This window comes from Pseudomonas sp. P1_F1_2 (assembly GCF_056405815.1).
This window is the reverse complement of record NZ_JBFUBK010000002.1, coordinates 1-25,985: the sequence shown is the minus strand read 5'-3', so window position 1 is coordinate 25,985 and position 25,985 is coordinate 1. Positions and strand designations below refer to the sequence as shown.

Below are 25,985 nucleotides of genomic sequence, written 5' to 3'. Positions count from 1 at the left end.
GATGAAACGGGTCGTCTGTATTACGACTGCTGCGCAGCCGAACGCAGCCTCGCAGGCTCGACAGCTGCTACACGAGCCAACGCAGCCTCGCGTTGCTCGACAGCTGCTACAGGTCGGACGGGGGTTGGCAATTGCTGTCGCGTAAACGCCAGAAACTACAAGGGGAGCCGAAGCTCCCCAAGAAGTAGTTGCATGCTCTATTTTTATTATTGGTTTCGGGCTTTTTGTTTTTGTTAAGTGCCCTCGCCATGAAGATTTTCCTTCATGACCCTCCCAATCGGGAGCCAAGAGCAAACGGATTGCTTTGGTCGCTGTGCTGCAGTGATCTTGCGATCCAACCAGTTCAGGCACTGTCTGAGTGACAGTTTTTTATTATTCTCGGCCTGGTCGTGGGGCAAGCCCCAAATACAACGCCTCTCCAAAAGAATCAGTTAGCTGCGCCTCTCGCCGTCTTGTTTTTATTGTGCGTGAGTCGATTCGTCTTATTTTTATTGTCTTTTGCATTGCTTGTTATTGTTCTTGTACTAAACATATAGCAGGGTGCGTGCCAACTTTTGCGAACCCCAATAAAACAAGGGGTTAGGTCGGTCGGTGGGGTTTTTCAGGGGCAAAAAAAACCGGGGCTTCGTTACCGTAAGCCCCGGCTTCTGTTACGTGATAAATCTGAGGTAACAGTTTTTTCAGCGTGTCACGTGTTACCCACGCCTCAGACAGGTGACGTTCAGCTCTCGCTGGCGACCCCGGTCTTGCGCCGTGGGATGCCCAGGCGCTGACGCCGCTCCCACAGGCATTTGCGGCTGACCCCGAGTTTGCGGGCCAGCTCGGTTTCGGTCATGTGGTCCTGGTGCTCGAGAACGAAGTGCTGGAAATAATCTTCCAGTGACAAGTCTTCGGTTGGCTCATGACTGGAATTACCGCCGTTGTTGCCCTGCTGCGGCGCCAGGCCGATGAACTCGTCCTCTTCCAGATCGCTCAGCTCGATGTCGATACCCAGCAGTTCAGCAGAGATTTCCGGGCTCTCGCACAGGATGACCGCGCGCTCGACCGCGTTTTCCAGCTCGCGAACGTTACCGGGCCAGGAATAATGACGAATCGCTTGCTCGGCATCCGCGGCGAATTTCAGGTCGGTGCGGTTGATCCGCGCGCTCTGTCGCGCCAGGAACGCATTGGCGATTTCGTTCACGTCCGCACCGCGCTCGCGCAAGGCTGGCAGCTTCAGGGCGATCACATGGAGGCGGTAATACAAGTCTTCGCGGAACTGGCCGATTTTTGCCAGGCTCTTGAGGTCGCGGTGAGTCGCCGCGATCAGGCGCACGTCAACCTTCTGCGATTGAACCGAACCCACACGGCGAATTTCGCCTTCCTGCAACACGCGCAGCAGGCGAGCCTGGGCTTCGAGTGGCAGTTCGCCGATTTCGTCGAGGAACAGGGTGCCGCCGTCCGCCGCTTCCACCAGGCCGGCACGCCCGGCGCTGGCGCCGGTGAATGCGCCTTTTTCGTGACCGAACAGCTCGGACTCGATCAGGCTTTCCGGAATGGCCGCGCAGTTCACCGAAATCATCGGCGCCTTGGCGCGGCGGGACAGGTTGTGCAGGGCGCGCGCCACCAGTTCTTTACCGGTACCGGATTCGCCCTGGATCAGGACGTTGGAATCGGTTGGGGCGACTTTGCGAATTTTGCTGTACAGGTCCTGCATCGGCGGACACGAGCCAATGATGCCGATTTCGCCGTTGCTGTTGTCGGCACCCGCTTTCGCGGCGCCATTGCCGGCTTTACCCGCAGCAGGTTCACCGTTGGCTGGCAGCGATTGTCGGTCACGCAGGATCCGGGCGACGGCCTGGAGCATTTCGTCGTGATCGAAAGGCTTGGCAATGTAATCCACCGCGCCCATCTTCATTGAGTCGACCGCCGAACGCAGGCTGGCGTAGCTGGTCATGATCAGCACCGGGGTGCCTTGGCCGAGTTTGATCAACTCGGTGCCAGGTGCGCCGGGCAGGCGCAGGTCACTGACGATCAGGTCGAACGTGGGAATGGTGAAGCGTTCTTGTGCTTCCTGCACTGAACCGGCTTCGCTGACCTGGTACTGGTTGCGTTCCAGCAGGCGGCGCAAGGCGGAGCGGATAATTGTTTCGTCTTCGACGATCAAAATGTGCGGCATTGATTCGATACTCTCGACGGTCTCAGTTCACAGCGGACGTCGCTTCGACATGACGCGGCAAGGTCACCCTGATACGGGTGCCGCGTTGGCTTTGAACATCAGCCGGGCTGTCGATGGTGATTTGTCCATAATGCTCTTCAACGATGGAATAGACCAGTGCAAGGCCCAGACCGGTGCCTTCGCCAGGATCCTTGGTGGTGAAGAAAGGTTCGAACAATCGGTCCATGATGTTCTTCGGAATACCGCTGCCTTCGTCTTCCACGATCAGGTCGACCGTGTGTTCGCCGGCTTCGCTTTTAACCCGCACGGCGCTACCCGCAGGCGAGGCGTCGCGGGCGTTTGAGAGCAGATTGATGAGTACTTGGGCGAGTCGCTGCGGATCGCCTTCGACCCAGTGATCGGGGTCGCACAGATTATAGAACTGCACTTCGAAATTGCGTCGGTTCAAGGCCAGCAGGCCGATGGCATCTTGAGCCACTTCGGCCAGACAGACGGGTTCGTCGCTGTGCTGGTGACTGCCGGCGTGGGCGAAGCTCATCAGCGATTGAACGATGCGTGAGACGCGTTTGGTCTGTTCGAGGATCTGCCCGCTGATTTCCTTCAGCTCGCCATCGTCTTCGCGCTCTTCGCGCAGGTTCTGCGCCAGGCACGCAATGCCGGTAATCGGGTTGCCGATTTCATGGGCCACACCTGCCGCGAGTCGGCCGATGCTGGCCAGGCGCTCGGAATGCACCAGCTTGTCTTCGAGCATCTGGGTTTCGGTCAAGTCTTCCACCAGCAACACCAAACCGCTGTTACCCGGCGCCAGCGGTTCATCGATCGCCGCTTTGTGCAGGTTCAGCCAGCGAGTCTGGCCATCAAGGGCCAGGTGCTGCTTGTGCAAATGCTCGTCGGGCAGGTTGATGAAGCCTTGCAGCAGTTCTTTCCACGGATCGGCAATGGTGCTCAGGCGTGAACCGACCACACGCTGCGCGGCAATACCCGTCAGTTCCTCCATGGCTTTGTTCCACATGAGGATTTCCTGATCCTTGGCCAGCGAGCAAACGCCCATCGGCAGTTCTTGCAGGGTCTGGCGGTGATAGCGGCGCAGGGCATCGAGTTCGGCGGCCAGGCCGGTCAGCCGTGAGTGGTAATCCTCAAGGCGACTTTCGATGAAGTGAATGTCCTCGGTGACGTAGTTCTCGCCACCCGCCTTATAAGGCAGGAACGTCTCGACCATGTCTTGGGCAACGCTGGGGCCCATCAAGCCGGACAGGTTGGCTTCGATACGGTCACGCAAGCGACGCAAGGCGTAAGGCCGGCGCTCGTCGAACGGCAGATAGAGATCGCGCAGCGCCTGTTCGACTTCCTTCTGTGCAGCCTTGGCGCCCAAGGGTTTTGCCAGCTGCGTGGCGAATTCCTGGGGTGACGCGGCGTGCAGTTCGCGACGTTGCGGGCGACGTACATTGTCCACGGCGCAGGCTTCGGCGGCGCTGGCCTCTTCGGGGCTGGCGTTGGTAAACAGCGAGATCAGGGTGAACATCAGCACGTTGGCCGCCAGCGATGCGATGGCCGCCATGTGCCAGCTAGTGTCGTCCAGCACGTAGATCATGTTCAGCAGGGGAATGTAGAAGCCCTGCAGGTTGCCCACCAGTGGCAACAACATGGTCACCAGCCACACCAGAATCCCTGCCAGCAAACCGGCAATGAAGCCCCGGCGGTTGGCGGTCGGCCAGTACAGAACCGAGAGAACGCCTGGCAAGAACTGCAATGTGGCGACAAACGCGACGATGCCGAGATTGGCCAGATCCTGCTCCACGCCCAGCAGCAAGTAGAAACCGTAGCCGGCCATGATAATTGCGACGATCAGCGCCCGACGAGTCCACTTCAGCCAGCGGTAGATATTGCCTTCGGCCGGTGGTTGATAGAGCGGCAGCACCAGGTGGTTCAGTGCCATCCCGGACAGCGCCAGGGTGGTGACGATGATCAGGCCGCTCGCTGCCGACAAACCGCCGACATACGCCAGCAGCGCCAAGGCTTTGCTGTTGGCGGCGATGCCGATGCCAAGAGTGAAATACTCAGGATTAGTCGTGGCGCCGAGTTTCAGCCCGGCCCAGAGAATCAGCGGCACCGCCAGGCTCATCAGCAGCAGAAACAGCGGCAAACCCCAGCTGGCACTGACCAGCGAGCGCGGGTTGAGGTTTTCGGTAAACGTCATGTGATACATGTGCGGCATCACGATTGCCGAAGCAAAAAACACCAGCAGCAGCGTGCGCCACGGACCTTCTTGCAGCGGGGTGTGCAAGGCGGCGAGGGCGGTCTGGTTTTGCAGCAGCCACAGTTCAAGCTGTTGCGGGCCGTCGAACACGCCGTACAGCGCATACAGGCCGACGCCGCCAATGGCGATCAGTTTGATGACCGATTCGAAGGCAATCGCGAACACCAGGCCTTCATGTTTTTCTCGGGTGGCGATGTGGCGCGAGCCGAAGAAAATCGTAAACAGCGTAATCAGGGCGCAGAAACTCAGGGCCACGCGATGTTGAACCGGTTCGCGAGTAAGGATGCCGATGGAGTCGGCCACGGCCTGAATCTGCAACGCCAATAACGGCAGGACGCCGATCAGCATGAAAATCGTCGTCAGCGCGCCGGCCCAGGTGCTACGGAAACGGAACGCGAACAGGTCGGCCAGGGACGACAACTGATAAGTGCGAGTGATTTTCAGGATTGGGTACAGCAACACCGGTGCCAGCAGAAATGCGCCGGATACCCCCAGGTAGCTGGACAGAAAGCCGTAACCGTACTGGTAGGCCAGGCCGACCGTGCCGTAAAAAGCCCAGGCGCTGGCGTAGACGCCCAGCGACAGGGTGTACGTCAGCGGGTGGCGAATGATCGCCCGGGGGATCATGCCCCGTTCACTGACCCAGGCCACGCCGAACAGCACCGCCAGGTACGCGGCGCTGATCAGGATCATCTGGGTCAGGCTAAAGCTCATCGGCATCTTTTTGGCTCTGCAGGATGAAGGTCACAACGATCAGGATCAGCCAGAGCAAATAAGGGCGATACCAGGCGCCAGTGGCGTCGATCCACCAATCCATGATGGCCGGGGAGAACAGATAAATCCCCACTACCAGGAGCAGGACCAAGCGATAGATGTACATCCCGGCCTCTCTTTTTTATGCGTGTGCCCGAAAACGTGCGGCGATGGTAACGGATGGGCGCGCCACTGCAAGTGCGATCACTGCAGTTGCGCCTCGGGCAGGTTCAGTGTGCGCGGGATCAGCGACGCATCCCAGTGGGCAATGCCCCAGTCCAACACTTCCCGTGGGGTGGCGTAAGCCAGTTCGGTACCGGGTTTTTGCCCGAGTGCGCGTAAGGCACGCAACAACAAAGGTGTCGCCTGATCTTCGGTCAACGGCGGCGATCGGTAGGATTTGCCGAGTTTGTTGCCATCGGGCTGGGTAATCAGCGGGATGTGCAGATAACGCAGTTGGCGCAGGCCGAGCAGTTCTTGCAGATAGAGCTGGCGCGGCGTGGAGTCCAGCAGGTCGGCACCCCGCACGATATCGGTGATGCCTTGCCAGGCGTCATCCAGGACGACGGCCAGTTGATAGGCATACAGCCCGTCGCGGCGGCGAATCACAAAATCGCCCACCTCGCGACCCAGGTGCTGACGGTATTCGCCCTGGACGCGGTCGGTGAAGTGGTATTCCAGTTCAGGGACGCGCAGGCGAATCGCGGCGTCTTCGGTGCCATGGCCGGCATTGCGGCACAGGCCCGGATAAATGCCGTGATAAGGCTCCAGCTGTTTTCGCGAGCAGGTACAGGCGTAAGCCAGGCCATGGTTGAACAGGCTGTTGAGCACTTCGGCGTAGGCGTCGTGCCGTTCACTCTGGCGGACCATCTCGCCGTCCCATTCAAAGCCATAGCTTTCCAGGGCATTGAGGATCGCCGCTTGAGCGCCGGGTTCTTCCCGTGGCGGGTCGAGGTCTTCCATGCGCATCAGCCAGCGGCCCCCCACCGAGCGGGCGTCGAGGTATGAAGCGAGTGCGGCGACCAGCGAACCGAAATGCAGGTGGCCGCTGGGGGTAGGGGCGAAGCGCCCGATGTAAGCGGAAGAGATGATGGCAGTCATGAGGGGCGATTACGTTGTCTGGTCGTATTGAGCATGGCTTGAAGCCGTCATCGCGAGCAAGCTCGGCTCCTGCAGGAAGTCGCGCCAGCCTTTGTAGGAGCCGAGCTTGCTCGCGATGGCGATTTTAAAGACAACAGGTATCTTCAAATACCAGAAACAAAAACGGAGCGTTCGCACGCTCCGTTCTTCGTTCAAGTCGATGTTACTTGCCGACTTGCTTTTCCTTGATTTCCGCCAGGGTCTTGCAGTCAACGCACATGTCGGCGGTAGGGCGGGCTTCCAGTCGCTTGACGCCAATTTCGACGCCGCAGGACTCGCACCAGCCATATTCTTCGTCTTCAATCAACTGAAGGGTTTTGTCGATCTTCTTGATCAACTTGCGCTCGCGGTCGCGGGCGCGCAGTTCGAGGGCGAACTCTTCTTCCTGGCTGGCACGGTCTGCCGGATCCGGGAAGTTGGCTGCCTCGTCCTTCATGTGATCAACCGTGCGGTCGACTTCCTGCATCAAGTCCTGTTTCCACTTGTTCAGGACCTTGGTGAAGTGCGCGCGCATGGGCTTGCCCATGTACTCCTCGCCCTTCACTTCTTTGTAGGGTTCGAAGCCGCTGATCGTCGGGCTCGGTTGTTGCTTTGCTTGGGTGGACATGAAATAGACCGCCTCTACTCTTGTAATCCATCTGCGCAGGATTGCTCCATCACCGACACCTGCCGGCCCCGCGGCTGCAAGCGGGCGAACTTACCAGATCAAATCGGACCGCGCTACTCCCGGATGTCGAGGTAGTGGCCCGCAGGCCTTGCAAATCATTGCAAAGCCTTGTCTGGTGGTGCTGGAGACCTGATCAAATATTGATTTTAGTCAAACTTGGGGTACTCGTTTGGGTCGTTTGTGGCCGGGCTTATTAACGGTTGTGACCGCTTTAGGTTCTCGCTCGTTCCTGTGCTTGGGTAGAATTGATTTTTTTCTCTGTTGAAGGAAGGCTAATGGCTCAGTCCTACAGTGCCCGCAGTCGCGCGATCGAACCTTTTCACGTCATGGCGTTGCTGGCACGGGCCAATGAGCTGCAAGCCGCCGGTCACGACGTGATCCACCTGGAAATCGGCGAGCCGGACTTCACCACCGCCGAACCGATCATTCAGGCCGGCCAGGCCGCGTTGACGGCGGGGAAGACCCGTTACACCGCCGCACGGGGCATTCCCGAGCTGCGAGACGCCATCTCCGGTTTCTATCAGCAGCGGTATGGGTTGAACATCGACCCTCAACGAATCCTCATCACCCCCGGCGGTTCGGGTGCTTTGTTGCTGGCCAGCGCCTTGCTGGTGGACCCGGGCAAGCACTGGCTGCTGGCGGACCCCGGCTACCCGTGCAATCGCCACTTCCTGAGATTGGTGGAAGGCGCGGCGCAGCTTGTTCCAGTAGGTCCTGAGGTGCGTTATCAACTGACCCCTGATCTGGTGGCGCGTCATTGGGACCACGACAGTGTCGGCGCATTGGTAGCGTCCCCGGCCAACCCGACCGGGACGATCCTGACCCGTGACGAGCTGGCGGGGTTATCGCAGGCGATCAAGGTTCGCCATGGTCATCTGGTGGTGGACGAGATCTATCACGGCCTGACCTATGGCACCGATGCGGCCAGCGTGTTGGAAGTCGATGACAACGCCTTTGTGCTGAACAGTTTTTCAAAGTACTTCGGCATGACCGGTTGGCGGCTCGGCTGGCTGGTGGCGCCGGAAGCGGCAGTCGGCGAGCTGGAAAAACTCGCGCAAAATCTCTATATCAGCGCGCCGAGCATGGCCCAGTATGCCGCTCTGGCTTGCTTTGAACCGGCGACCATCAGCATTCTCGAAGAGCGTCGCGCCGAGTTTGGTCGTCGTCGCGATTTCCTGCTGCCGGCCCTGCGTGAATTGGGATTCGGCATTGCCGTGGAGCCTGAGGGCGCGTTCTATTTGTATGCGGATATCAGCAAGTTCGGCGGAGATGCCTTCGCGTTCTGCCGGCACTTCCTCGAAACCGAGCATGTGGCATTTACTCCGGGGCTGGATTTCGGGCGATATCAGGCTGGGCACCATGTGCGTTTTGCCTACACCCAAAGCCTGCCGCGCCTGGAAGAAGCGGTCGAGCGGATCGCTCGTGGATTGAAGAGTTGGCAAGGCTGATGCGTTTTCATCCTCCCCTCGAAAAAGGGCGACTTATCCGCCGTTACAAGCGTTTTCTTGCCGATATCGAAACCGTTAGCGGCGAGTTGCTGACCATTCATTGTCCCAATACGGGCTCGATGCTCAATTGCCAGGTCGAAGGCGGGCAGGTCTGGTTCAGCCGCTCCAATGACCCGAAGCGCAAGTTGCCCGGTACCTGGGAGGTTGGCGAAACCCCGCAAGGGCGCCTGTTTTGCGTTAACACCGGGCGAGCCAATGGTTTGATCGAAGAGGCGCTGCGCGGCGGTGTCATCAGCGAGTTGAACGGTTTTACCGAACTGAAGCGCGAAGTCGCCTACGGTCAGGAAAGAAGCCGAATCGATTTCCGCCTCGATTACCCCGGCGGTCCTGCTTATATAGAAGTCAAAAGCGTCACCCTGGGTTTTGACGGCTCATCGGTAGCTGCGTTTCCCGACGCCGTTACCCAGCGCGGGGCCAAGCATTTGCGTGAATTAGCGCATCTGGCCCGTGACGGGATTCGCGCGGTTCAGTTGTATTGCGTCAACCTGACCGGCATCGACGCGGTACGTCCAGCAGAGGAAATCGATTCGGCCTACGCGGTGGCCTTGCGTGAGGCGGTCGCGTGCGGGGTCGAGGTGCTGGCCTATGGTGTGCGGTTGACCCATGAAGAGATGGTGGTCGATCGGCGTCTGGACGTGCTGCTCAACGGCTAAAGGCTGACCCAGATGCCTTGCGCGTCTTCGCGGCAGGGCACGGTGGTCAATGATTGGCCCGCGCAGGGGCCGGAAACGCACTCGCCGTCTTCAATCAGAAACAGTGCGCCGTGGGTGGCGCACTGGATCAGGCTGTTGCTGGGGTCGAGAAAGCTGTCTGGCGTCCACTCCAGGCCAACGCCGCGGTGCGGGCAGCGATTGATGTAGACGTAGACCTGGCCAGCCCGGCGTACGGCGAAGAGCTTCTGGCCGTCGATGTCGAAACCGCGACTGCTGGCGTCAGCCAATTCGGCGCCGGTGCAAAGAAACTTCATGTCTATCCTCAAGTCCTGCGTCTCGTGACCAGATATGTCCGAGCTTGACGTTCAAATGCAAACAATTATCAAATGGCCGCCTTGCCCGTCGGGCGCAGGTGCCAGTGGCCGAGAATACTTGGCCTGCCATCTCGATGCCTGGGAAAACTTTAAAGGAAGCTGTTTATGCGCCTGAGTACCCGCGTTGCTGCGCTCTGTGTCGGACTTCTCGTCAGCCACCACGGCGCAGCGGCCGAGTTGCCACAACGTTGGGTCAGTGCCGGTGGCGCATTGTCCGAGTGGGTGAGCGCGCTGGGGGGCGAATCGAAGCTGGTCGGCGTCGACACTACCAGTCAGCATCCTGAAAGCCTCAAGTCGCTGCCAAGCATTGGCTATCAGCGGCAGTTGTCGGCGGAGGGTATCTTGAGCTTAAGCCCGCAGATACTGATCGGCACCGAAGAAATGGGTCCGCCGCCCGTGCTGTCGCAGATTCGTAATGCCGGGGTGCAGGTCGAATTGTTCTCGGCGCAGCCGGATTTGCCGACATTGCAGGGTAACTTGCAGCACCTGGGCCAGTTGCTTGGGGCTGAAGATCAGGCTGCGCAGGCGTTCCAGCGTTATCAGGAGCAACTTGAACAACAAAAAGTCCGGGTGACCAAGGTGCAGCTGACGAAAAAATCAGCGGGCGTGTTGGTGTTGCTCGGTCATGCAGGCGGCAAGCCGCTCATCGCAGGCAAGGACACCGCGGCCGATTGGATACTGCGACAGGCCGGCGGCCACAACCTGGCAACGCATACTGGTTACAAACCTTTTTCAGTCGAGTCGCTGGTCAGCCTGGACCCGGAGGTGCTGGTGTTTGCTGACCGGGCACTGACCGGTGATGCGGCGCGGGCCGCGCTGTTCAAGGAAAACCCGATGCTGTCCTCGACCCGTGCGGCGAAGGACGGTCGAGTCATGGAGCTGGATCCGACGTTGTTGGTGGGCGGGTTGGGGCCACGGCTGCCGGAAAGCCTGAAGAAGCTCTCTGACGGGTTCTTCCCAGGCACCTTCGGCCAATGACTCTCCTGATTAAACCTCGTGCGTTGTTCATTGGCCTGAGCCTTTTGTGTTTGCTGGCGATCTGGCTGTCATTGGCGCTGGGTCCGGTCAGCTTGCCGTTGCTCGATACCGCGCACGCAGTGCTGCGCCTGGCCGGATTGCCGATTGCACCGCAAGGCCTTGAGCAAGCCGAATTGATCGTGGGGCAGATCCGTCTGCCGCGAACCTTGCTGGGGTTGGCGGTGGGGGGCGTGCTGGCGCTCTCCGGTGTGGCCATGCAGGGCCTGTTTCGTAACCCGTTGGCCGATCCGGGATTGGTGGGGGTGTCCAGCGGCGCCGCATTGGGTGCGGCCATCGCGATTGTGGGCGGGTCGATGTTTGGCGGCCTGCCTGAGTCGTTCGGGCCTTACCTGTTGTCGGTGTGTGCGTTTCTCGGTGGGTTGGGTGTGACAGCACTGGTGTATCGGCTCGGTCGACGCAACGGTCAGACCAACGTCGCAACCATGTTGCTGGCCGGTATCGCCTTGACCGCTCTGGCGGGCTCGGCGGTGGGGTTGTTCACCTACCTGGCGGACGACGCGACCCTGCGTACGCTGACGTTCTGGAATCTGGGCAGCCTTAACGGCGCCAGTTACGCGCGTCTCTGGCCATTGCTGCTGGTGAGCACGGGCGTGGCGCTCTGGCTGCCGCGTCGAGCCAAAGCCTTGAATGCATTGTTGCTGGGGGAGTCGGAAGCCGGCCATTTGGGCATCAACGTTGAAGGGCTCAAGCGCGAATTGGTGTTCTGTACCGCCTTGGGTGTCGGCGCGGCGGTGGCGGCGGCGGGGATGATCGGGTTTGTCGGCCTGGTGGTGCCGCACCTCGTGCGCTTGCTGGCCGGTCCTGATCATCGGGTGTTGCTGCCTGCCTCGGTGCTCGCCGGTGCCAGTCTTCTGCTGTTCGCCGATCTGGTGGCGCGCCTGGCGTTGGCGCCCGCCGAATTGCCGATCGGTATCGTCACGGCCTTTATCGGTGCGCCGTTTTTTCTGTTTTTACTGCTCCGGAGTCGCGCCTGATGTTGCGCACGCAAAACCTGCAAATCCGTCGGGGCAGCAAGACTGTACTGGCGGACATCACGCTCGAACTTCGGCCAGGTGAAGTGCTTGGTGTGCTCGGCCCTAATGGCGCCGGCAAAAGTACCTTGCTCGGTGCCTTGTGCGGGGAGTTGCACGCCGACCAAGGCAGTGTCTGGCTCGATGATCGCGAATTGAATCACTGGGCCGCACCGCTGCGCGCACAGCGGCTGGCGGTACTGCCGCAGGTGTCGACGCTGGACTTTGCCTTTCGTGTTGAAGAAGTCGTGGGTATGGGGCGTTTGCCCCATCAAAGCGGTCGAGTGCGCGATGACGAGATCGTTGCCTGCGCCCTGCGCGCCGCTGATGCCGGGCACCTGAGTGGTCGCAGCTATCTGGCCTTGTCCGGCGGCGAGCGTCAGCGCGTGCATCTGGCGCGGGTGCTGGCGCAGCTCTGGCCGGGCGAGGCGGGCCAGACGCTGCTGCTCGATGAGCCGACATCGATGCTCGACCCGCTGCATCAACACACCACCTTACAAGCGGTGCGCGAGTTTGCCGATCACGGCGCGGCGGTGCTGGTCATCCTGCATGATCTGAATCTGGCGGCGCGTTACTGTGATCGTCTGTTGCTGCTTGAAGGCGGGCGCCCGGTTGCGCTGGATACGCCGCAGCACGTCCTGAAGCCTGAGTCGCTCAAAGCAGTGTTCGGGCTGGAAGTGTTGGTGCAGCAGCACCCGGAGCGCGGGCATCCGTTGATCATCGCCCGCTGAAAAATATATCGGGTTGAACATGCCTCTGGTGCCGGTTTTTCACAGGCAAAAAAAGACCCGGCAAGAGCCGGGTCAAATAACCGTGATTAGCCTGATGAGGAGATATCTGAGAGTCCGAACCAAGGGCTGTTCAAATATCGACCAGTCTCGCGACCAGTTGGTGGTAATCATATCGATTCTCATTACCATGTCAACCGCTGTTTTTCAGTTTCTTTGAGATGCCTCGTCAATTCGGTTCAAAGCCAATGATTTCAAGCCTTGTGGCGCGAGGAAATCGCCTCTAGCTGTTTGTTCAAGGCTTCTTTGCGCTCGGCGGGAATGTCATTCCAATGCACGTCCATCAGTGCGCCTTCGATCGCATACAACAACACCTTGGACGCCCGAAAACCGCGCGTACGCACGGCCCGATAAGCATCCACCGCCCCGAGGCGACGCAAGTCCGACGCACTGTGGATGCCCACGGCATGCAGCCACTGTGCTGACGTCTTGCCAAGATTCTTCAGGTGTTGCAGTTCATCATTCATCAAGCCTCCTTGCGACGGCCGAACGGTGCGTGGGCGAGCCTATCAGGAGTGTAGCCATCAGTAGGAAAAGCGTGATTGTTTGGTCGTTTTCGACGCAAAAGCTTCTAAGAGGAAGACACCAGTCATTGAGTAAAAAGCATTGCGAATGCAGTGGGGGCGGGTGTCGGAAGTCGAACCTGGGGCAGTCCACACGGCATCCAGCGCAAAGCGGGGGCGCTGGATTTGTTGGGTAGAGCGTCGTTTTTAGCGGGTGCGATAACGCAGGCGAGTGCCGAAGTTCATCGACATAAGAATCTCGTCTGCACTCAGCTCTGGCGGGAAGTAGGCACCGGAGATTTGAGCATGTGCCAGGCTGGCACCTTCCAGTGAGGCGTTACGAAAATCGATGCCGCGTAAATCGGCGGAGCGAAAATAGGCATCGGTGAAGTCGACACCATCAGCGTTCAGCTCGCGCAAGTCCAGGCCTCGGAAATCGCCACCGACCATGTCGACAGTTCCGTAGTTGGCGCGTTCGGCGTTGAAGCCTGCGATGTCATCTTTGTGCAGCAAGGCATACAGCGGGGTGTCGAGAAGTTTGGGCTGGCTCATGTCGCATCACCTGATGGTTTTATGACGCCAGTATAGTGCCACTATTTGGCAGCCGTGAAGCCAGCGGAGGCCTCACGGCTGAAATAGTTTTTACAGACCTGGCATGCGTTGACGAATTTGCGCGACGACCGTGTCGAGCGTCCCGCTTTCATTGGTCTGAACGCGTTTGCTGTACAGAATCTCTGCTGGCGTCAGCGGTTCGCGATTGGCTTGCTGGGCTGCGATAACGGTCAGGTTGGCGTCAGACGGATCCTTTTTGTCTGCCTGGCGCAGGGCCAACCAACTCTCGATCACGGCTTGCGGTGCATGGCAATCAAGGATCAGGAACGGAGCCCCAGTGGCTTCGGCGACTTTTGCCGCGTTTTCGCGCTGGTCGTGCTTGAGGTAAGTGGCATCGATCACCACCGGAAAACCGGCGCGCAAGATGACCGCAGCAATCTCGTGAAGACGGCTGTAGGTGGTGGCGCTGGCGTCGGCGCTATAAATGCCGGCCTGCGGGTCATTCGCGACGGTTTGTTCGCCGAACAGACGCTTGCGCTCTACATCCGAGCGAAGACGAATGGCGCCCAACGCTTCTACCAGGCGCATTGCTACGTGGCTCTTGCCGACAGCGGACACGCCGTGAGTGATGGCCATGAAACGCGAGGGAATGGTGCTGTAGCTTTCCGCGAGGTTGGCGTAGTTGCGGTATTGGCGCAGGGTCGTGGCGCGTTGTACCGGGTCGGCTTCGGCCGGCATGCTGAACAGGCTCACCTTGGCGCGAACCAGTGCGCGATAGGCTTTATAGAAGTTCAGCAGCTCAAGGCCCTGGTAGTCGCCGGTCAGCTCCAGGTACTGGCTGACCAAACGGCGCGCGAGGCATTTCAAGCCACGGTCTTCCAGGTCCATCGCCAGGAAACCGGTGTCGGCATAAACGTCGGTGAAGCGGAACGGTTCGTTGAACTCGATGCAGTCGAAGATCACGACCTTGCCATCGATTACTGTCGCGTTGCCGAGGTGGATATCACCGTGGCATTCACGAATGAAACCTTCGGCCTTGCGCTGGGCGAACAGCGGCTTTAGGCGTTCGAAGCTGCTTTCGGCCCAGGCTTGCAGGGCGTCCAGTTGTACCAGGTCGGCCTTGTCGCTGAGGAATGGACGGATCTGTTCAAAGTTCTGGCGTACGGGTGCCATAACGCTGTCGGGGGTGCCGGCTTCGTGTTCGGCAGGCACTTTCGGTGCGTTGAGGTGGAAATGAGCAATCTGCGCGGCCATCTCGTCGATGTGGGCGGTAGTCAGTTCGCCATTGGCCTGCAGGGTGCTGAGCAATTGGCTCTGTGGGAACTGACGCATTTTCAGCGCGAAATCGACTACAGGGCCGTCGCCACCGAACTGCGGTGCTTCGGCGCTGCCGGTGATCGGCAACACTTGCAGGTACAAGTCGTCGGTCAGGCGCTGGTTGAGGCGCAGTTCTTCACCGCAGAAATGCTCACGTGCATCCAGGCTGGTGAAGTCGAGGAAACCGAAATTCACCGGCTTCTTCACTTTATAAGCAAAGGGGCCTGTGAGGATGACCCAGGAAATATGGGTCTCGATGACCTGGAAACCGTCTACCGGGTGCGGGTAGAGGGCCGGGTTTTGCAGGGCAGCAATCAGGGACTGGCTCACAGGCGATCCTTCAGAGTCTGGGAAAAATTCAAGGCCGCCATTATGGCCGCAAGTCCGCCTGACGCAAACCTCGGAGGGCTCCTGTTGAGTATTAATAAAGTGCGTATAATCCGCCGCCATGACTCGTACTCGATCCCCCCGCACTCCAAAAAAACCACCTTCCCGGGGCCTGCACCCGTGGCTGGGCTGGGCCCTTAAACTCAGTCTGGTCGGCCTTGTGGTGCTCGCCGGATTTGCGGTTTACCTCGACGCTATCGTCCAGGAAAAGTTCTCCGGCAAACGCTGGACCATTCCGGCCAAGGTGTATGCACGCCCGCTGGAGCTGTTCACTGGCCAGAAGCTGAGCAAGGAAGACTTTCTCACCGAACTCGACGCCTTGGGCTACCGGCGCGAAAGCGTGAGCAATGGCCCTGGTGCGGCGTCGGTCAACGGCAATACCGTCGATCTGAACACCCGTGGCTTCCAGTTCTATGAAGGCCTGGAGAAACCTCAGCCCGTGCGCGTGCGTTTCTCCGGCGACTATGTTGCTGAACTCTCGGCGACCAACGGTTCGAAGCTTTCCGTGGTGCGCCTTGAACCGCTGATGATCGGCGGTATTTACCCGAAAAATCTGGAAGACCGCATCCTGATCAAAATTGATCAGGTCCCGCCGTATCTGCTGGAGACCCTGGTCGCCGTGGAAGACCGGGATTTCTATAGCCACTGGGGCGTGTCACCCAAGTCGATTGCACGCGCTGTCTGGGTCAACACGTCTGGCGGCAAGATGACCCAGGGCGGCAGTACGCTGACGCAACAGTTGGTCAAGAACTTCTATCTGACCAGTGAGCGCAGCCTGACCCGTAAACTCACCGAAGCCATGATGGCGATGTTGCTTGAGCTGCATTACGACAAACCGGAGATTCTTGAGGCTTACCTCAATGAAGTGTTCGTCGGTCAGGACGGCCAGCGCGCGGTGCACGGTTTCGGTCTGGCCAGTCAGTTCTTCTTCGGGCAGCCGTTGTCCGAATTGAAACTGCATCAAGTTGCCTTGCTGGTGGGGATGGTCAAGGGGCCGTCCTATTACAACCCGCGTCGCAATCCTGAGCGAGCGCTTGAGCGGCGCAATCTGGTGCTCGATGTCCTCCAGGAACAAGGCGTCGCCACCGCCGAGCAGGTCGAAGCTGCAAAAAAAATGCCGCTGGGTGTAACGACACGCGGCAAGCTGGCCGACAGCTCGTTCCCGGGCTTTATCGACCTGGTCAAGCGCCAGTTGCGCGAAGACTACCGCGACGAAGACTTGACCGAAGAAGGCCTGCGGATCTTCACCAGTTTCGACCCGATTCTGCAGATGAAAGCCGAAGCTTCCGTCAACGACACCTTCAAGCGACTGTCCGGTCGCAAGGGTTCCGATGACGTCGAAGCGGCCATGGTCGTGACCAACCCGGAAACCGGTGAAGTCCAGGCCATGATCGGCAGCCGCCAGGCCAGTTTTGCAGGCTTCAACCGTGCGCTGGATGCGGTGCGCCCCATCGGCTCATTGATCAAACCGGCGGTTTATCTGACGGCGCTTGAGAAGCCTACCCAGTACACGCTGACCAGTTGGCTGTCGGACGAATCCTTCTCGGTCAAGGGCGCGGACGGTCAGGTCTGGAAACCGCAGAACTATGATCGCCGTTCCCACGGTACAGTGTTCCTGTATCAGGGGCTGGCGCATTCCTACAACCTGTCGACTGCGCGTCTCGGATTGGCAGTGGGTGTACCGAATGTCCTCAAGACCCTGGCGCGCCTGGGGGTAACTCGCGAGTTCCCGGCATTCCCGTCGATGTTGCTGGGGGCCGGTGGCATGACGCCAATTGAAGTGGCGACCATGTACCAGACGCTGGCCAATGGTGGTTTCAACACGCCGATGCGCGGGATTCGCAGCGTATTGACCGCCGAAGGCGAACCGCTCAAGCGCTATCCGTTCCAGATCGAACAGCGTTTTGATCCGGCTTCTATCTACCTGATCCAGAGCGCCATGCAGCGAGTCATGCGTGAAGGTACCGGCAGTTCGGTTTATAACGTGTTGCCAAAGACCCTGACCCTGGCCGGCAAGACCGGTACCAGTAACGACTCGCGGGACAGTTGGTTCGCAGGTTTCAGTCAGGACCTGCTGGCGGTGGTCTGGCTGGGTCGTGATGACAACGGCAAGACGCCGTTCACCGGTGCTACCGGTGCCTTGCAGGTCTGGACCAGCTTCATGCGTAAAGCCGATCCATTGCCACTGGACATGCCGCAGCCGGATAACGTTGTTCAGGCGTGGGTCGATTCGCATACCGGACAAGGCTCCGATGCCAACTGCCCGGGCGCCGTGCAGATGCCGTATATTCGCGGCAGCGAACCACCTCCCGGTGCAGCTTGCGGTGGCGAAGGCCCTGCTTCCGGCGAAACGGTGATGGATTGGGTCAAGGGCTGGATGAATTAAGCAAAGAGGGATTCACGTGAACAAGTGGTTGATACCAGCGGTTGCCGCCGTGGCATTGCTCAGCGGTTGCTCCACCGTACAACGCGGTTCGATTCCGGTTGAGGATTCCGGTACGGCTGTGTCCAACAGCGAGCGGATCTCGGCGAATGGCGGTTTCCGCAAGACGACAGTGAAGCGTCCTGTGCAAGCCCAGACCCAAACCCAGGCGATTCCGCAGGGCGACACCGGTGTGGTGGTGATGGTCCCGGGTGGCGGCGCCGTCACTTCGGCCCCGATCAGTACCTCGCCGATCACCCCAGGCCCGATTACTCCGGGGCCGATTACTCCGGGGCCGATCGATACGTCGCCGGTCCAGTCGGCACCGATCAATCAGGGCAGCTACAGCATGCCGTCGACACCGAGCGGGATTCCTTCGGCCAGCGCCGGTGGCCTGTCGGCCGATGAGCAACTGGATGGCCCGGTGCTCGCGCTGTTGACCACGGCTCAGCAGCAACAGGCCAGCGGCGACCTCAACGGTGCTTCGTCCAGTCTCGAGCGCGCCCAGCGTGTCGCGCCGCGTGAGCCACAAGTGCTTTATCGCCTCGCTCAGGTGCGCATGGCTCAAGGTGATGCCGCGCAGGCTGAACAATTCGCTCGTCGTGGGCTGACGTTCGCCAATGGTCGTCCGGATCTTCAGGCCAGCCTGTGGGAATTGATCGCCCAGGCACGCGAGAAACAGGGTGATTCCAGCGGCGCTACGCTGGCCCGCCAGAAGGCCAAGGTTTCGCTGTGATGGATGCCCGCTTTCCGAAGATTGCCGAGCAGTTGCTGCTGATCGAGCGTGAATTGCGGGTGCAGGGGTGGTGGGATGAAGTCCCACCCTCCGCTGAAGCGCTTGCCAGTGTCGAGCCGTTTTCGGTCGATACGCTGGATTTTGAACAGTGGCTGCAATGGATTTTCTTGCCTCGCATGAAGATCATCCTCGAACAGGATTTGCCGCTGCCTAACGCTTCGGGCATTCAGGAGATGGCCGAAATGGTCTTCGCCGGGCGCAATGTCCAGGGCAAGGACCGGCAGCTACAAGTGCTGCTCAAAGAGTTCGATCTACTGATCACCGCCTCCCGCTAACACCGATCTCTGTAGGAGCCGAGCTTGCTCCGGGCGGCGTTCCGACGATAGCGGTGCAACATTCAACAGGCCGGTTGGGTGTTTCGCCCTCATCGCGAGCAAGCTCTGCTCCTACAGGTACTTACTGGCAGTTATCCGTAATCTGTTTCTGTGTTTCGCTGATGCGCTCCTGACGTTGTTGATCGGTCAGGCGGCGCATCTCGCCGTCCACATCTTCCCGAAGTCGCGGATTGTTCTGCAGTTGCGCCAGATTCGTTCGCGCCTGCATGCAAAATGTCTTCAACTGAGCTTGCTGCTCGGCGACCTGCTTTTTTACGTTGTTGTCGATGACCTGTTGATCGCCTATGGCGTTGCTGCGTGGCAGCGTCTGCGGATTGCTGGCAGAAGAGGAGGGCGGCAGCACGGTGGTGGCCTCCTGTCCTTGGGGCGGTTGTGAATCAAAGTGCGTTACGCCTTGGGCATCGACCCATTTGTAGATCTGACCCGCCATGCATAAAGGGCTGATCAGCAGGCAGACCATGAAGAATGTCGTTCGCATGCCATTTCCTTGTCATTAGTTGCGCAATCCAAGCTAACACAGTGGCTGTTTAGCGATTTTTTCTTGCTTTCTCATGTGCTTACTTCAATAAAGCACATACACGACTTGACTTGCAGGGGACGAAACAGAAGAATCCAAAGTCCGCTGTAGAGGGACTGCCAGAAGCAGACCCACTCGGCAGATCATGAGGCGCACATCCGCGCCGACCTGTTACACCCGCAACGCGTTACCTCGCGCTGGGTGGGAAAAGCCCGCAACACTTGGGACGATCCCAATACTTGCTCAGTCAGTGCTGACGTAGTCGGCGACCACCGTCGCTCATGCTCTGCTGAGAAGTAAACCTATTAAGACCCGTCCCTGTTTATGTGGGCGGTATTCTGGCGTTTTAGAGGTGAACAACGTGGAGCTTTTATCTGGCGGTGAGATGCTCGTCCGCTTCTTGCGTGACGAAGGCGTCAAATATATCTACGGGTACCCGGGTGGTGCTCTTCTTCATGTCTACGATGCCCTGTTCAAAGAACCGGAAGTGACCCACATCCTGGTTCGTCACGAACAAGCGGCTACCCATATGGCTGACGGCTATGCCCGTGCCACCGGTAAAGCCGGCGTGGTACTGGTGACTTCCGGTCCTGGCGCAACCAATGCCATCACCGGTATCGCCACGGCTTATATGGACTCCATTCCGATGGTGGTTATTTCCGGCCAGGTGCCTAGCACCATGGTGGGTACCGATGCGTTCCAGGAAACCGACATGATCGGTATCTCCCGGCCGATCGTGAAGCACAGCTTCATGATCAAGCACGCGTCGGAAATTCCGGAAGTCATGAAGAAGGCCTTCTACCTGGCGCAATCCGGTCGTCCTGGTCCGGTCGTTGTCGATATCCCGAAAGACATGACCAACCCGGCCGAGAAGTACGAATACGTATTCCCGAAAAAAGCCAAGCTGCGTTCCTACAGCCCGGCCGTTCGTGGTCACTCCGGGCAAATCCGCAAGGCGGCAGAAATGCTCCTGGCGGCCAAGCGTCCTGTGATGTACGCAGGCGGCGGCGTGATTCTCGGTGGTGGCTCCGCGCCGCTGACCGAATTGGCGAAGATGCTCAACCTGCCAGTGACCAATACCCTGATGGGTCTGGGTGCCTACCCTGGCACCGACCGTCAGTTCATCGGCATGCTCGGTATGCACGGCAGCTACACCGCCAACCTGGCGATGCACCATGCCGACGTGATCCTTGCGGTCGGCGCTCGTTTCGATGACCGCGTGATCAATGGCCCGGCCAAGTTCTGCCCGAATGCCAAGATCATTCACATCGACATCGACCCGGCTTCTATTTCCAAGACCATCAAGGCTGACGTGCCTATCGTTGGTCCGGTCGAGAGCGTCCTGACCGAAATGGTCGCGATCCTCAAGGAAATCGGCGAGACCCCGAACAAGGAGTCCGTTGCCAGCTGGTGGAAGCAAGTTGACGAGTGGCGTGGTGATCGCGGCCTGTTCCCTTACGACAAGGGCGACGGCAGCGTGATCAAGCCGCAAACCGTGATCGAAACCCTGTGCGAAGTGACCAATGGCGATGCCTATGTCGCTTCGGACGTAGGGCAGCACCAGATGTTTGCTGCGCAGTACTACAAGTTCAACAAGCCGAACCGCTGGATCAACTCCGGTGGCCTGGGCACCATGGGCTTCGGTTTTCCGGCAGCCATGGGCATTAAGTTGAGCTTCCCGGAAGACGATGTCGTCTGTGTCACCGGCGAAGGCAGCATCCAGATGAACATTCAGGAACTGTCGACCTGTCTGCAATATGGTTTGCCGGTAAAAATCCTGATCCTGAATAACGGTGTGCTGGGTATGGTTCGCCAGTGGCAGGACATGAGCTATGGCAGCCGTCATTCTCATTCCTACATGGAATCGTTGCCTGACTTCGTCAAACTGGCAGAAGCTTACGGCCACATTGGCGTGCGCATCACCGATTCGAAAGATTTGAAGTCGAAGATGGAAGAGGCGTTTGCCATGAAAGATCGCCTGGTGGTGATCGATGTTTCGGTCGACACCAGCGAGCACGTCTACCCGATGCAGATCAAAGACGGCTCCATGCGCGATATGTGGTTGAGCAAGACGGAGCGTACTTAATCATGCGGCACATTATTTCCTTGCTTCTGGAAAACGAACCCGGCGCTTTGTCTCGCGTAGTCGGCCTGTTCTCGCAGCGCAACTACAACATCGAAAGCCTGACTGTGGCGCCAACCGAAGACCCGACCCTGTCGCGTCTGACGCTGACCACTGTCGGTCACGATGAGGTCATCGAGCAGATCACCAAGAACCTGAACAAGCTGATCGAAGTGGTAAAACTGGTCGACCTGTCGGAAAGTGCTCACATCGAGCGCGAACTGATGCTGGTCAAGGTCAAGGCCACCGGCGCCCAGCGCGCCGAGATCAAGCGCACTACCGATATTTACCGTGGGCAGATCGTCGATGTCAGCGCCAGCGTGTATACCGTTCAATTGACCGGTACCAGCGACAAGCTCGACAGCTTCATTCAGTCCATCGGCACTGCGTCGATTCTGGAGACCGTCCGTAGCGGCGTGACCGGTATTGCTCGCGGCGACAAAGTACTCAGCATCTAAACCAAATTAGCGAATGGCCTGAACGGCCTGGATATATAGGGGAATTTCATGAAAGTTTATTACGAAAAAGACTGCGACCTGTCCATCATCCAGGGCAAGAAAGTTGCCATCATCGGTTACGGCTCCCAGGGCCACGCTCAAGCGTGCAACCTGAAAGATTCCGGCGTTGACGTGACTGTTGGTCTGCGTAAAGGCTCGGCCACCGTTGCCAAAGCTGAAGCTCACGGCCTGAAAGTGACTGACGTTGCTTCCGCTGTTGCTGCCGCCGACCTGGTCATGATCCTGACCCCGGACGAGTTCCAGTCTGCCCTGTACAAGAACGAAATCGAGCCGAACATCAAGAAGGGCGCCACCCTGGCCTTCTCCCACGGCTTCGCGATTCACTACAACCAGGTTGTTCCGCGCGCTGACCTCGACGTGATCATGATCGCGCCGAAGGCTCCGGGCCACACCGTACGTTCCGAGTTCGTGAAGGGCGGCGGTATCCCTGACCTGATCGCTATCTACCAGGACGCCTCGGGCAACGCCAAAAACGTTGCACTGTCCTACGCTGCTGGCGTTGGTGGTGGTCGTACCGGCATCATCGAAACCACCTTCAAGGACGAGACTGAAACCGACCTGTTCGGCGAACAAGCCGTTCTGTGCGGCGGTACCGTTGAACTGGTCAAAGCCGGTTTCGAAACCCTGGTTGAAGCTGGCTATGCGCCGGAAATGGCCTACTTCGAATGCCTGCACGAACTGAAGCTGATCGTTGACCTCATGTACGAAGGCGGTATCGCCAACATGAACTACTCGATCTCCAACAACGCCGAATACGGCGAGTACGTGACCGGCCCGGAAGTAATCAACGCCGAATCCCGTCAGGCCATGCGCAACGCCCTGAAACGTATTCAGGATGGCGAATACGCCAAAATGTTCATCAGCGAAGGCGCAACCGGCTACCCTTCGATGACCGCCAAGCGTCGTAACAACGCCGCTCACGGTATCGAGATCATCGGCGAGCAACTGCGCTCCATGATGCCGTGGATCGGTGCCAACAAGATCGTCGACAAAGCTAAAAACTAAGTCACGCGCTTGTACGGAAAACGCGGCCTAGGCCGCGTTTTTTCGTTTGAGTTCGCCGGTTCTGGTATAAAGCTGCATCGTTTGTGGCCGAACCGTCGCCCCAGACACCTGTCGAAAACTTTCCACCCTGTTGCAAGGTAATGTCCATGAGCGAACGCCCCGAAGAGCCAAACCAGGCTTCTGACGCCGAAAGCCTGCTGCCCATCGATGAGCACATCGAAGAAGGGCATGACGCTGAAGGCCGTAAAGTCCGGCATCGTGGTATCTATCTTCTGCCGAACCTGTTCACCACTGCGAACCTGTTCGCAGGGTTTTATTCCATCATCAACTCGATGAGTGCCCAGGCCGCGTTGAGCGCCGGTGATTCGGTCAATGCGAGCAAGTACTTTGCTTTTGCGGCGATCGCGATTTTTGTCGCGATGGTGCTTGATGGTCTCGATGGTCGTGTGGCCCGGATGACCAATACCCAGAGCGCATTTGGTGCCGAGTACGACTCGCTGTCAGATATGGTCGCCTTTGGCGTCGCGCCGGCATTATTGGCGTTTGGCTGGGCCTTGGGTGATATGGGCAAGGTCGGCTGGATGGTTGCCTTCATCTATGTGGCGGGTGCGGCTTTGCGTTTGGCGCGCTTCAACACCCAGGTCGGCACTGCGGATAAACGCTACTTCATCGGTCTGGCCAGTCCGGCTGCGGCGGGTGTGGTTGCCGGGATTGTCTGGGCGTTCAGCGACTACGGCATCCAGGGTTCCAAGATGTCCTTCCTGGTTGCGCTGATGGTGGCGGCTGCCGGTATGCTGATGGTCAGCAATATCAAGTACAACAGCTTCAAGGAGCTCGACTTGAAAGGGCGCGTGCCTTTTGTGGCGATCCTGGCGGTGGTGTTGGTGTTTGCTGTGGTATTCAGCGATCCACCACGCATCCTGCTGCTGGTTTTCCTTGCTTACGCGGCCTCCGGTCCGGTGCAGTACTTGTTGCGTCTTCGTCGGCACAAAAACGCCGAGTGATGTAATTTCCCTCATACTCCGCAGTCTATGGGTGCATCTGTCCTCCAAAGCTGCGGAGTTGTCATGCTGATCAAAGTCCCCAAAGCGTCTGACTGCCATGAGTCGGACGTCACATCTGAAGCCTTCTATCTATCCCGTCGAAAAGTTCTTGGTGCTGCCGTTGCGGGCTTGGCGATAAGCAGCCTGCCTCGTTGGGCGTCGGCCGAAGATGTTGCTCGTTATGCAGACGTCGAGCCTGGCAAGGCACCTACCTGGTTTACTGAAAAGCTTCCCTCTACCAAATGGGGGGTGGTCAACGTCAAGGATGAGTCGATTACGCCATTCAAGGACGCGACCCATTACAACAACTTCTACGAGTTCGGCACTGATAAAGGTGACCCGGCTGCCAATGCCGGCGCACTGAAGACCGAGCCGTGGAGCGTTGTAGTGGATGGCGAAGTGGGCAAGCCTGGACGCTATGCGCTGGAAGACTTCATGAAGCCTTATCAGTTGGAAGAGCGCATCTACCGTCTTCGCTGCGTAGAGGCTTGGTCGATGGTCATTCCGTGGATTGGTTTTCCCATTTCGGCATTACTCAAGCAAGTGGAGCCAACCTCCAAGGCGAAGTACATTCGCTTCGAAACCCTCGAGGATCCCAAGAGTATGCCGGGGCAGCGTTCCGGCTTTGCCTTGATCGACTGGCCCTATGTAGAAGGGTTGCGTCTGGATGAGGCGATGAACCCGTTGGCGATTCTTGCGATCGGCATGTATGGGCGTGAGTTGCCCAATCAGAATGGAGCGCCGTTGCGTTTGGTGGTGCCTTGGAAGTATGGATTCAAAAGCATCAAATCCATTGTGCGTATCAGTCTGGTCAGCGAGCAGCCGAAAACAACATGGCAGAGCATTGCAGCGGATGAGTATGGTTTCTACGCGAATGTGAATCCTGCGGTTGATCATCCGCGTTGGACTCAGGCGCGGGAGCGCCGTTTGCCCAGTGGTTTGTTCAAGCCCAATGTGCGCGACACACAGATGTTCAACGGCTACGCGGATGAAGTCGCCTCTCTTTATACAGGGCTCGATTTGCGGAAGAACTACTGATGCGTTTTCCGGTTTGGCGTCTTGGCGTTTTTATAGTGGCAGCGGTGTGGCCGCTGCTTTGGCTGTATCAGGCCTGGACGGATGTGTTGGGCCCGGACCCAGGCAAAATTCTGGTTGATCGGCTTGGGTTGGGCACGCTTGTTTTGCTACTCATTACGCTCAGTATGACGCCCCTGCAAAAACTCACCGGGTGGGCAGGGTGGGTGGCTGTGCGAAGGCAGTTGGGGTTGTGGTGCTTTGCTTATGTGGTTCTGCATTTGAGTGGCTATACGGCGTTCATTCTAGGATTTGACTGGTCGCAGCTGGGTGTTGAGTTGCGCAAGCGGCCATACATTATCGTCGGTACGCTGGCGTTTCTGTGTTTGCTGGCGTTGGCGGTGACTTCTAATCGTTACAGTCAGCGGCGTTTGGGCGCACGCTGGAAGAAGCTGCATCGGCTCGCCTATGTGATTCTCGGGCTTGGGTTGCTGCATATGTTGTGGATCGTGCGTGCTGATCTGAAGGAGTGGACGGTATACGCCTCGATAGGGGCGTTGCTGTTAGTGCTGCGTGTGCCAGCAGTTGCCCGGCGAATCCCGCGGTTTGTGGCTAAAAAGGTACCGTCTGCACGAAAGGTGTAATTAAGTGTTGACGGCAGATTCAGGATGTCTATAATTCGCCCCACTTCCGGCGCAGTCGAAACGGAAAACTCCTTGGTAAACAAAGAGTTACGCAGTTTTCGGCAGTGAGTGGCTTCAGTTCATCGAAGTCCGAAAGGAGTTGAAAAAGAGGTGTTGACAGCAGCGTGTAACGCTGTAGAATTCGCCTCCCGCTACCGAGTGATCGGAAGCGCAAGTGGTTGAAGTTACAAAGGAAACTTTGAAAGCTTCTGAAAATAACCACTTGACAGCAACAGAGGCTGCTGTAGAATGCGCGCCTCGGTTGAGACGAAAGATCTTAACCAACCGCTCTTTAACAACTGAATCAAGCAATTCGTGTGGGTGCTTGTGGAGTCAGACTGATAGTCAACAAGATTATCAGCATCACAAGTTACTCCGCGAGAAATCAAAGATGTAACCAACGATTGCTGAGCCAAGTTTAGGGT

25 protein-coding genes are annotated in these 25,985 nt (G+C 58.4%); 14 read left to right on the top strand and 11 right to left on the bottom strand.

Annotated features, from left to right (window positions below; all coding sequences use genetic code 11):
- Positions 1 to 721: 721 nt before the first annotated feature.
- The 6 genes from AC1D2P_RS00745 to dksA form a co-directional block, all read right to left on the bottom strand.
- Entirely contained in the window at positions 722 to 2,158 is a 1,437-nt protein-coding gene (locus AC1D2P_RS00745) for a sigma-54-dependent transcriptional regulator (RefSeq protein WP_223522742.1), read from the bottom strand.
- A 22-nt stretch (positions 2,159 to 2,180) separates the two neighbouring features.
- The gene (locus AC1D2P_RS00740; protein ID WP_175648970.1) at positions 2,181 to 5,135 is read right to left on the bottom strand and encodes a sensor histidine kinase; all 2,955 of its coding nucleotides are present in this window, start codon (positions 5,133 to 5,135) and stop codon (positions 2,181 to 2,183) included.
- A complete protein-coding gene (locus tag AC1D2P_RS00735) occupies positions 5,119 to 5,295 on the bottom strand; it encodes a hypothetical protein (RefSeq protein WP_003176118.1) in 177 nt (58 codons plus the stop codon). The genes AC1D2P_RS00740 and AC1D2P_RS00735 overlap by 17 nt, the downstream gene beginning before the upstream one ends.
- Positions 5,296 to 5,372: 77 nt before the next feature.
- On the bottom strand, positions 5,373 to 6,257 hold the full coding sequence (gluQRS, locus tag AC1D2P_RS00730) for a tRNA glutamyl-Q(34) synthetase GluQRS (protein WP_223522748.1): 885 nt from the start codon (positions 6,255 to 6,257) through the stop codon (positions 5,373 to 5,375).
- Between the two features lie 21 nt (positions 6,258 to 6,278).
- Positions 6,279 to 6,464, bottom strand: coding sequence for a hypothetical protein (locus AC1D2P_RS00725; RefSeq protein ID WP_223522743.1), 186 nt, complete (start codon positions 6,462 to 6,464; stop codon positions 6,279 to 6,281).
- A gap of 7 nt (positions 6,465 to 6,471) precedes the next feature.
- Entirely contained in the window at positions 6,472 to 6,915 is a 444-nt protein-coding gene (gene dksA / locus AC1D2P_RS00720; RefSeq protein WP_046028491.1) for an RNA polymerase-binding protein DksA, read from the bottom strand.
- Between the two features lie 335 nt (positions 6,916 to 7,250).
- Here dksA and AC1D2P_RS00715 point away from each other — a divergent pair, with 335 nt between their 5' ends.
- Positions 7,251 to 8,423 carry a pyridoxal phosphate-dependent aminotransferase gene (locus tag AC1D2P_RS00715; RefSeq protein ID WP_109786270.1) on the top strand — a complete coding sequence of 391 codons (1,173 nt, stop codon included), beginning with the start codon at positions 7,251 to 7,253 and terminating at the stop codon, positions 8,421 to 8,423.
- A complete protein-coding gene (gene sfsA, locus AC1D2P_RS00710) occupies positions 8,423 to 9,136 on the top strand; it encodes a DNA/RNA nuclease SfsA (protein WP_046028488.1) in 714 nt (237 codons plus the stop codon). Before AC1D2P_RS00715 ends, sfsA begins: the two co-directional genes overlap by 1 nt.
- Here the strand turns inward: sfsA and AC1D2P_RS00705 are convergent.
- Positions 9,133 to 9,450, bottom strand: coding sequence for a Rieske (2Fe-2S) protein (locus tag AC1D2P_RS00705; protein ID WP_109786269.1), 318 nt, complete (start codon positions 9,448 to 9,450; stop codon positions 9,133 to 9,135). The two genes, sfsA and AC1D2P_RS00705, sit on opposite strands and share 4 nt — an antisense overlap.
- A 165-nt stretch (positions 9,451 to 9,615) precedes the next feature.
- On the opposite strand from AC1D2P_RS00705, the gene AC1D2P_RS00700 reads away from it, so the two are divergent.
- From AC1D2P_RS00700 to AC1D2P_RS00690, 3 genes are read left to right on the top strand one after another with little or no spacing between them, the layout of a single operon-like run.
- Positions 9,616 to 10,488 (top strand): heme/hemin ABC transporter substrate-binding protein, encoded by an 873-nt coding sequence (locus AC1D2P_RS00700; RefSeq protein WP_477757925.1) that lies wholly within the window; start codon positions 9,616 to 9,618, stop codon positions 10,486 to 10,488.
- Between the two features lie 50 nt (positions 10,489 to 10,538).
- Positions 10,539 to 11,522 carry a FecCD family ABC transporter permease gene (locus AC1D2P_RS00695; protein WP_175649034.1) on the top strand — a complete coding sequence of 328 codons (984 nt, stop codon included), beginning with the start codon at positions 10,539 to 10,541 and terminating at the stop codon, positions 11,520 to 11,522.
- A complete protein-coding gene (locus tag AC1D2P_RS00690; RefSeq protein WP_109786267.1) occupies positions 11,522 to 12,289 on the top strand; it encodes a heme ABC transporter ATP-binding protein in 768 nt (255 codons plus the stop codon). Before AC1D2P_RS00695 ends, AC1D2P_RS00690 begins: the two co-directional genes overlap by 1 nt.
- Positions 12,290 to 12,540: 251 nt before the next feature.
- On the opposite strand, the gene AC1D2P_RS00685 is transcribed toward AC1D2P_RS00690, so the two are convergent.
- The 3 genes from AC1D2P_RS00685 to AC1D2P_RS00675 form a co-directional block, all read right to left on the bottom strand.
- Positions 12,541 to 12,813 carry a TfoX/Sxy family protein gene (locus tag AC1D2P_RS00685; protein ID WP_007948654.1) on the bottom strand — a complete coding sequence of 91 codons (273 nt, stop codon included), beginning with the start codon at positions 12,811 to 12,813 and terminating at the stop codon, positions 12,541 to 12,543.
- Between the two features lie 243 nt (positions 12,814 to 13,056).
- Positions 13,057 to 13,401: a pentapeptide repeat-containing protein gene (locus AC1D2P_RS00680; RefSeq protein ID WP_046028469.1), complete on the bottom strand. Its 345-nt coding sequence runs from the start codon at positions 13,399 to 13,401 to the stop codon at positions 13,057 to 13,059.
- Between the two features lie 90 nt (positions 13,402 to 13,491).
- Positions 13,492 to 15,048: a bifunctional aminoglycoside phosphotransferase/ATP-binding protein gene (locus AC1D2P_RS00675; protein ID WP_477757924.1), complete on the bottom strand. Its 1,557-nt coding sequence runs from the start codon at positions 15,046 to 15,048 to the stop codon at positions 13,492 to 13,494.
- Between the two features lie 118 nt (positions 15,049 to 15,166).
- Between AC1D2P_RS00675 and mrcB the strand changes: the two genes are divergently transcribed.
- The 3 genes from mrcB to AC1D2P_RS00660 are packed head-to-tail and all read left to right on the top strand — an operon-like array spanning position 15,167 to position 18,598.
- Positions 15,167 to 17,491, top strand: coding sequence for a penicillin-binding protein 1B (gene mrcB, locus AC1D2P_RS00670; protein WP_109786265.1), 2,325 nt, complete (start codon positions 15,167 to 15,169; stop codon positions 17,489 to 17,491).
- A 16-nt stretch (positions 17,492 to 17,507) separates the two neighbouring features.
- Positions 17,508 to 18,263, top strand: coding sequence for a tetratricopeptide repeat protein (locus AC1D2P_RS00665; RefSeq protein ID WP_477757923.1), 756 nt, complete (start codon positions 17,508 to 17,510; stop codon positions 18,261 to 18,263).
- Entirely contained in the window at positions 18,263 to 18,598 is a 336-nt protein-coding gene (locus tag AC1D2P_RS00660) for a YqcC family protein (RefSeq protein ID WP_046028462.1), read from the top strand. Before AC1D2P_RS00665 ends, AC1D2P_RS00660 begins: the two co-directional genes overlap by 1 nt.
- 121 nt (positions 18,599 to 18,719) lie before the next feature.
- Here AC1D2P_RS00660 and AC1D2P_RS00655 read toward each other — a convergent pair whose 3' ends face one another.
- Positions 18,720 to 19,136, bottom strand: coding sequence for a DUF4124 domain-containing protein (locus AC1D2P_RS00655; protein ID WP_109786264.1), 417 nt, complete (start codon positions 19,134 to 19,136; stop codon positions 18,720 to 18,722).
- A 400-nt stretch (positions 19,137 to 19,536) separates the two neighbouring features.
- On the opposite strand from AC1D2P_RS00655, the gene AC1D2P_RS00650 reads away from it, so the two are divergent.
- From AC1D2P_RS00650 to msrQ, 6 genes are all read left to right on the top strand, one after another.
- Positions 19,537 to 21,261 (top strand): acetolactate synthase 3 large subunit, encoded by a 1,725-nt coding sequence (locus tag AC1D2P_RS00650; RefSeq protein WP_109786360.1) that lies wholly within the window; start codon positions 19,537 to 19,539, stop codon positions 21,259 to 21,261.
- 2 nt (positions 21,262 to 21,263) lie between these two features.
- The gene (gene ilvN, locus AC1D2P_RS00645; RefSeq protein WP_003176102.1) at positions 21,264 to 21,755 is read left to right on the top strand and encodes an acetolactate synthase small subunit; all 492 of its coding nucleotides are present in this window, start codon (positions 21,264 to 21,266) and stop codon (positions 21,753 to 21,755) included.
- 48 nt (positions 21,756 to 21,803) lie between these two features.
- On the top strand, positions 21,804 to 22,820 hold the full coding sequence (gene ilvC / locus AC1D2P_RS00640; protein ID WP_007948647.1) for a ketol-acid reductoisomerase: 1,017 nt from the start codon (positions 21,804 to 21,806) through the stop codon (positions 22,818 to 22,820).
- Positions 22,821 to 22,966: 146 nt separating this feature from the next.
- Positions 22,967 to 23,824 (top strand): CDP-diacylglycerol--serine O-phosphatidyltransferase, encoded by an 858-nt coding sequence (gene pssA, locus AC1D2P_RS00635; RefSeq protein WP_007948646.1) that lies wholly within the window; start codon positions 22,967 to 22,969, stop codon positions 23,822 to 23,824.
- A gap of 63 nt (positions 23,825 to 23,887) precedes the next feature.
- Entirely contained in the window at positions 23,888 to 24,901 is a 1,014-nt protein-coding gene (gene msrP, locus AC1D2P_RS00630) for a protein-methionine-sulfoxide reductase catalytic subunit MsrP (protein ID WP_477757922.1), read from the top strand.
- Positions 24,901 to 25,521 carry a protein-methionine-sulfoxide reductase heme-binding subunit MsrQ gene (gene msrQ, locus AC1D2P_RS00625; protein ID WP_109786262.1) on the top strand — a complete coding sequence of 207 codons (621 nt, stop codon included), beginning with the start codon at positions 24,901 to 24,903 and terminating at the stop codon, positions 25,519 to 25,521. The genes msrP and msrQ overlap by 1 nt, the downstream gene beginning before the upstream one ends.
- Positions 25,522 to 25,985 lie beyond the last annotated feature (464 nt).

What these genes read in the sequence shown, in the direction of transcription:
- AC1D2P_RS00715 (WP_109786270.1), top strand. Translation starts at nt 7,251, where the DNA reads ATGGCTCAGTCCTACAGTGCCCGCAGTCGCGCGATCGAACCTTTTCAC.
- AC1D2P_RS00690 (WP_109786267.1), top strand. Translation starts at nt 11,522, where the DNA reads ATGTTGCGCACGCAAAACCTGCAAATCCGTCGGGGCAGCAAGACTGTA.
- dksA (WP_046028491.1), bottom strand. Translation starts at nt 6,915, where the DNA reads ATGTCCACCCAAGCAAAGCAACAACCGAGCCCGACGATCAGCGGCTTC.
- msrP (WP_477757922.1), top strand. Translation starts at nt 23,888, where the DNA reads ATGCTGATCAAAGTCCCCAAAGCGTCTGACTGCCATGAGTCGGACGTC.
- AC1D2P_RS00655 (WP_109786264.1), bottom strand. Translation starts at nt 19,136, where the DNA reads ATGCGAACGACATTCTTCATGGTCTGCCTGCTGATCAGCCCTTTATGC.
- AC1D2P_RS00660 (WP_046028462.1), top strand. Translation starts at nt 18,263, where the DNA reads ATGGATGCCCGCTTTCCGAAGATTGCCGAGCAGTTGCTGCTGATCGAG.
- AC1D2P_RS00700 (WP_477757925.1), top strand. Translation starts at nt 9,616, where the DNA reads ATGCGCCTGAGTACCCGCGTTGCTGCGCTCTGTGTCGGACTTCTCGTC.
- AC1D2P_RS00680 (WP_046028469.1), bottom strand. Translation starts at nt 13,401, where the DNA reads ATGAGCCAGCCCAAACTTCTCGACACCCCGCTGTATGCCTTGCTGCAC.
- AC1D2P_RS00740 (WP_175648970.1), bottom strand. Translation starts at nt 5,135, where the DNA reads ATGCCGATGAGCTTTAGCCTGACCCAGATGATCCTGATCAGCGCCGCG.
- AC1D2P_RS00705 (WP_109786269.1), bottom strand. Translation starts at nt 9,450, where the DNA reads ATGAAGTTTCTTTGCACCGGCGCCGAATTGGCTGACGCCAGCAGTCGC.
- AC1D2P_RS00735 (WP_003176118.1), bottom strand. Translation starts at nt 5,295, where the DNA reads ATGTACATCTATCGCTTGGTCCTGCTCCTGGTAGTGGGGATTTATCTG.
- ilvC (WP_007948647.1), top strand. Translation starts at nt 21,804, where the DNA reads ATGAAAGTTTATTACGAAAAAGACTGCGACCTGTCCATCATCCAGGGC.
- AC1D2P_RS00745 (WP_223522742.1), bottom strand. Translation starts at nt 2,158, where the DNA reads ATGCCGCACATTTTGATCGTCGAAGACGAAACAATTATCCGCTCCGCC.
- sfsA (WP_046028488.1), top strand. Translation starts at nt 8,423, where the DNA reads ATGCGTTTTCATCCTCCCCTCGAAAAAGGGCGACTTATCCGCCGTTAC.
- AC1D2P_RS00685 (WP_007948654.1), bottom strand. Translation starts at nt 12,813, where the DNA reads ATGAATGATGAACTGCAACACCTGAAGAATCTTGGCAAGACGTCAGCA.
- pssA (WP_007948646.1), top strand. Translation starts at nt 22,967, where the DNA reads ATGAGCGAACGCCCCGAAGAGCCAAACCAGGCTTCTGACGCCGAAAGC.
- ilvN (WP_003176102.1), top strand. Translation starts at nt 21,264, where the DNA reads ATGCGGCACATTATTTCCTTGCTTCTGGAAAACGAACCCGGCGCTTTG.
- msrQ (WP_109786262.1), top strand. Translation starts at nt 24,901, where the DNA reads ATGCGTTTTCCGGTTTGGCGTCTTGGCGTTTTTATAGTGGCAGCGGTG.
- mrcB (WP_109786265.1), top strand. Translation starts at nt 15,167, where the DNA reads ATGACTCGTACTCGATCCCCCCGCACTCCAAAAAAACCACCTTCCCGG.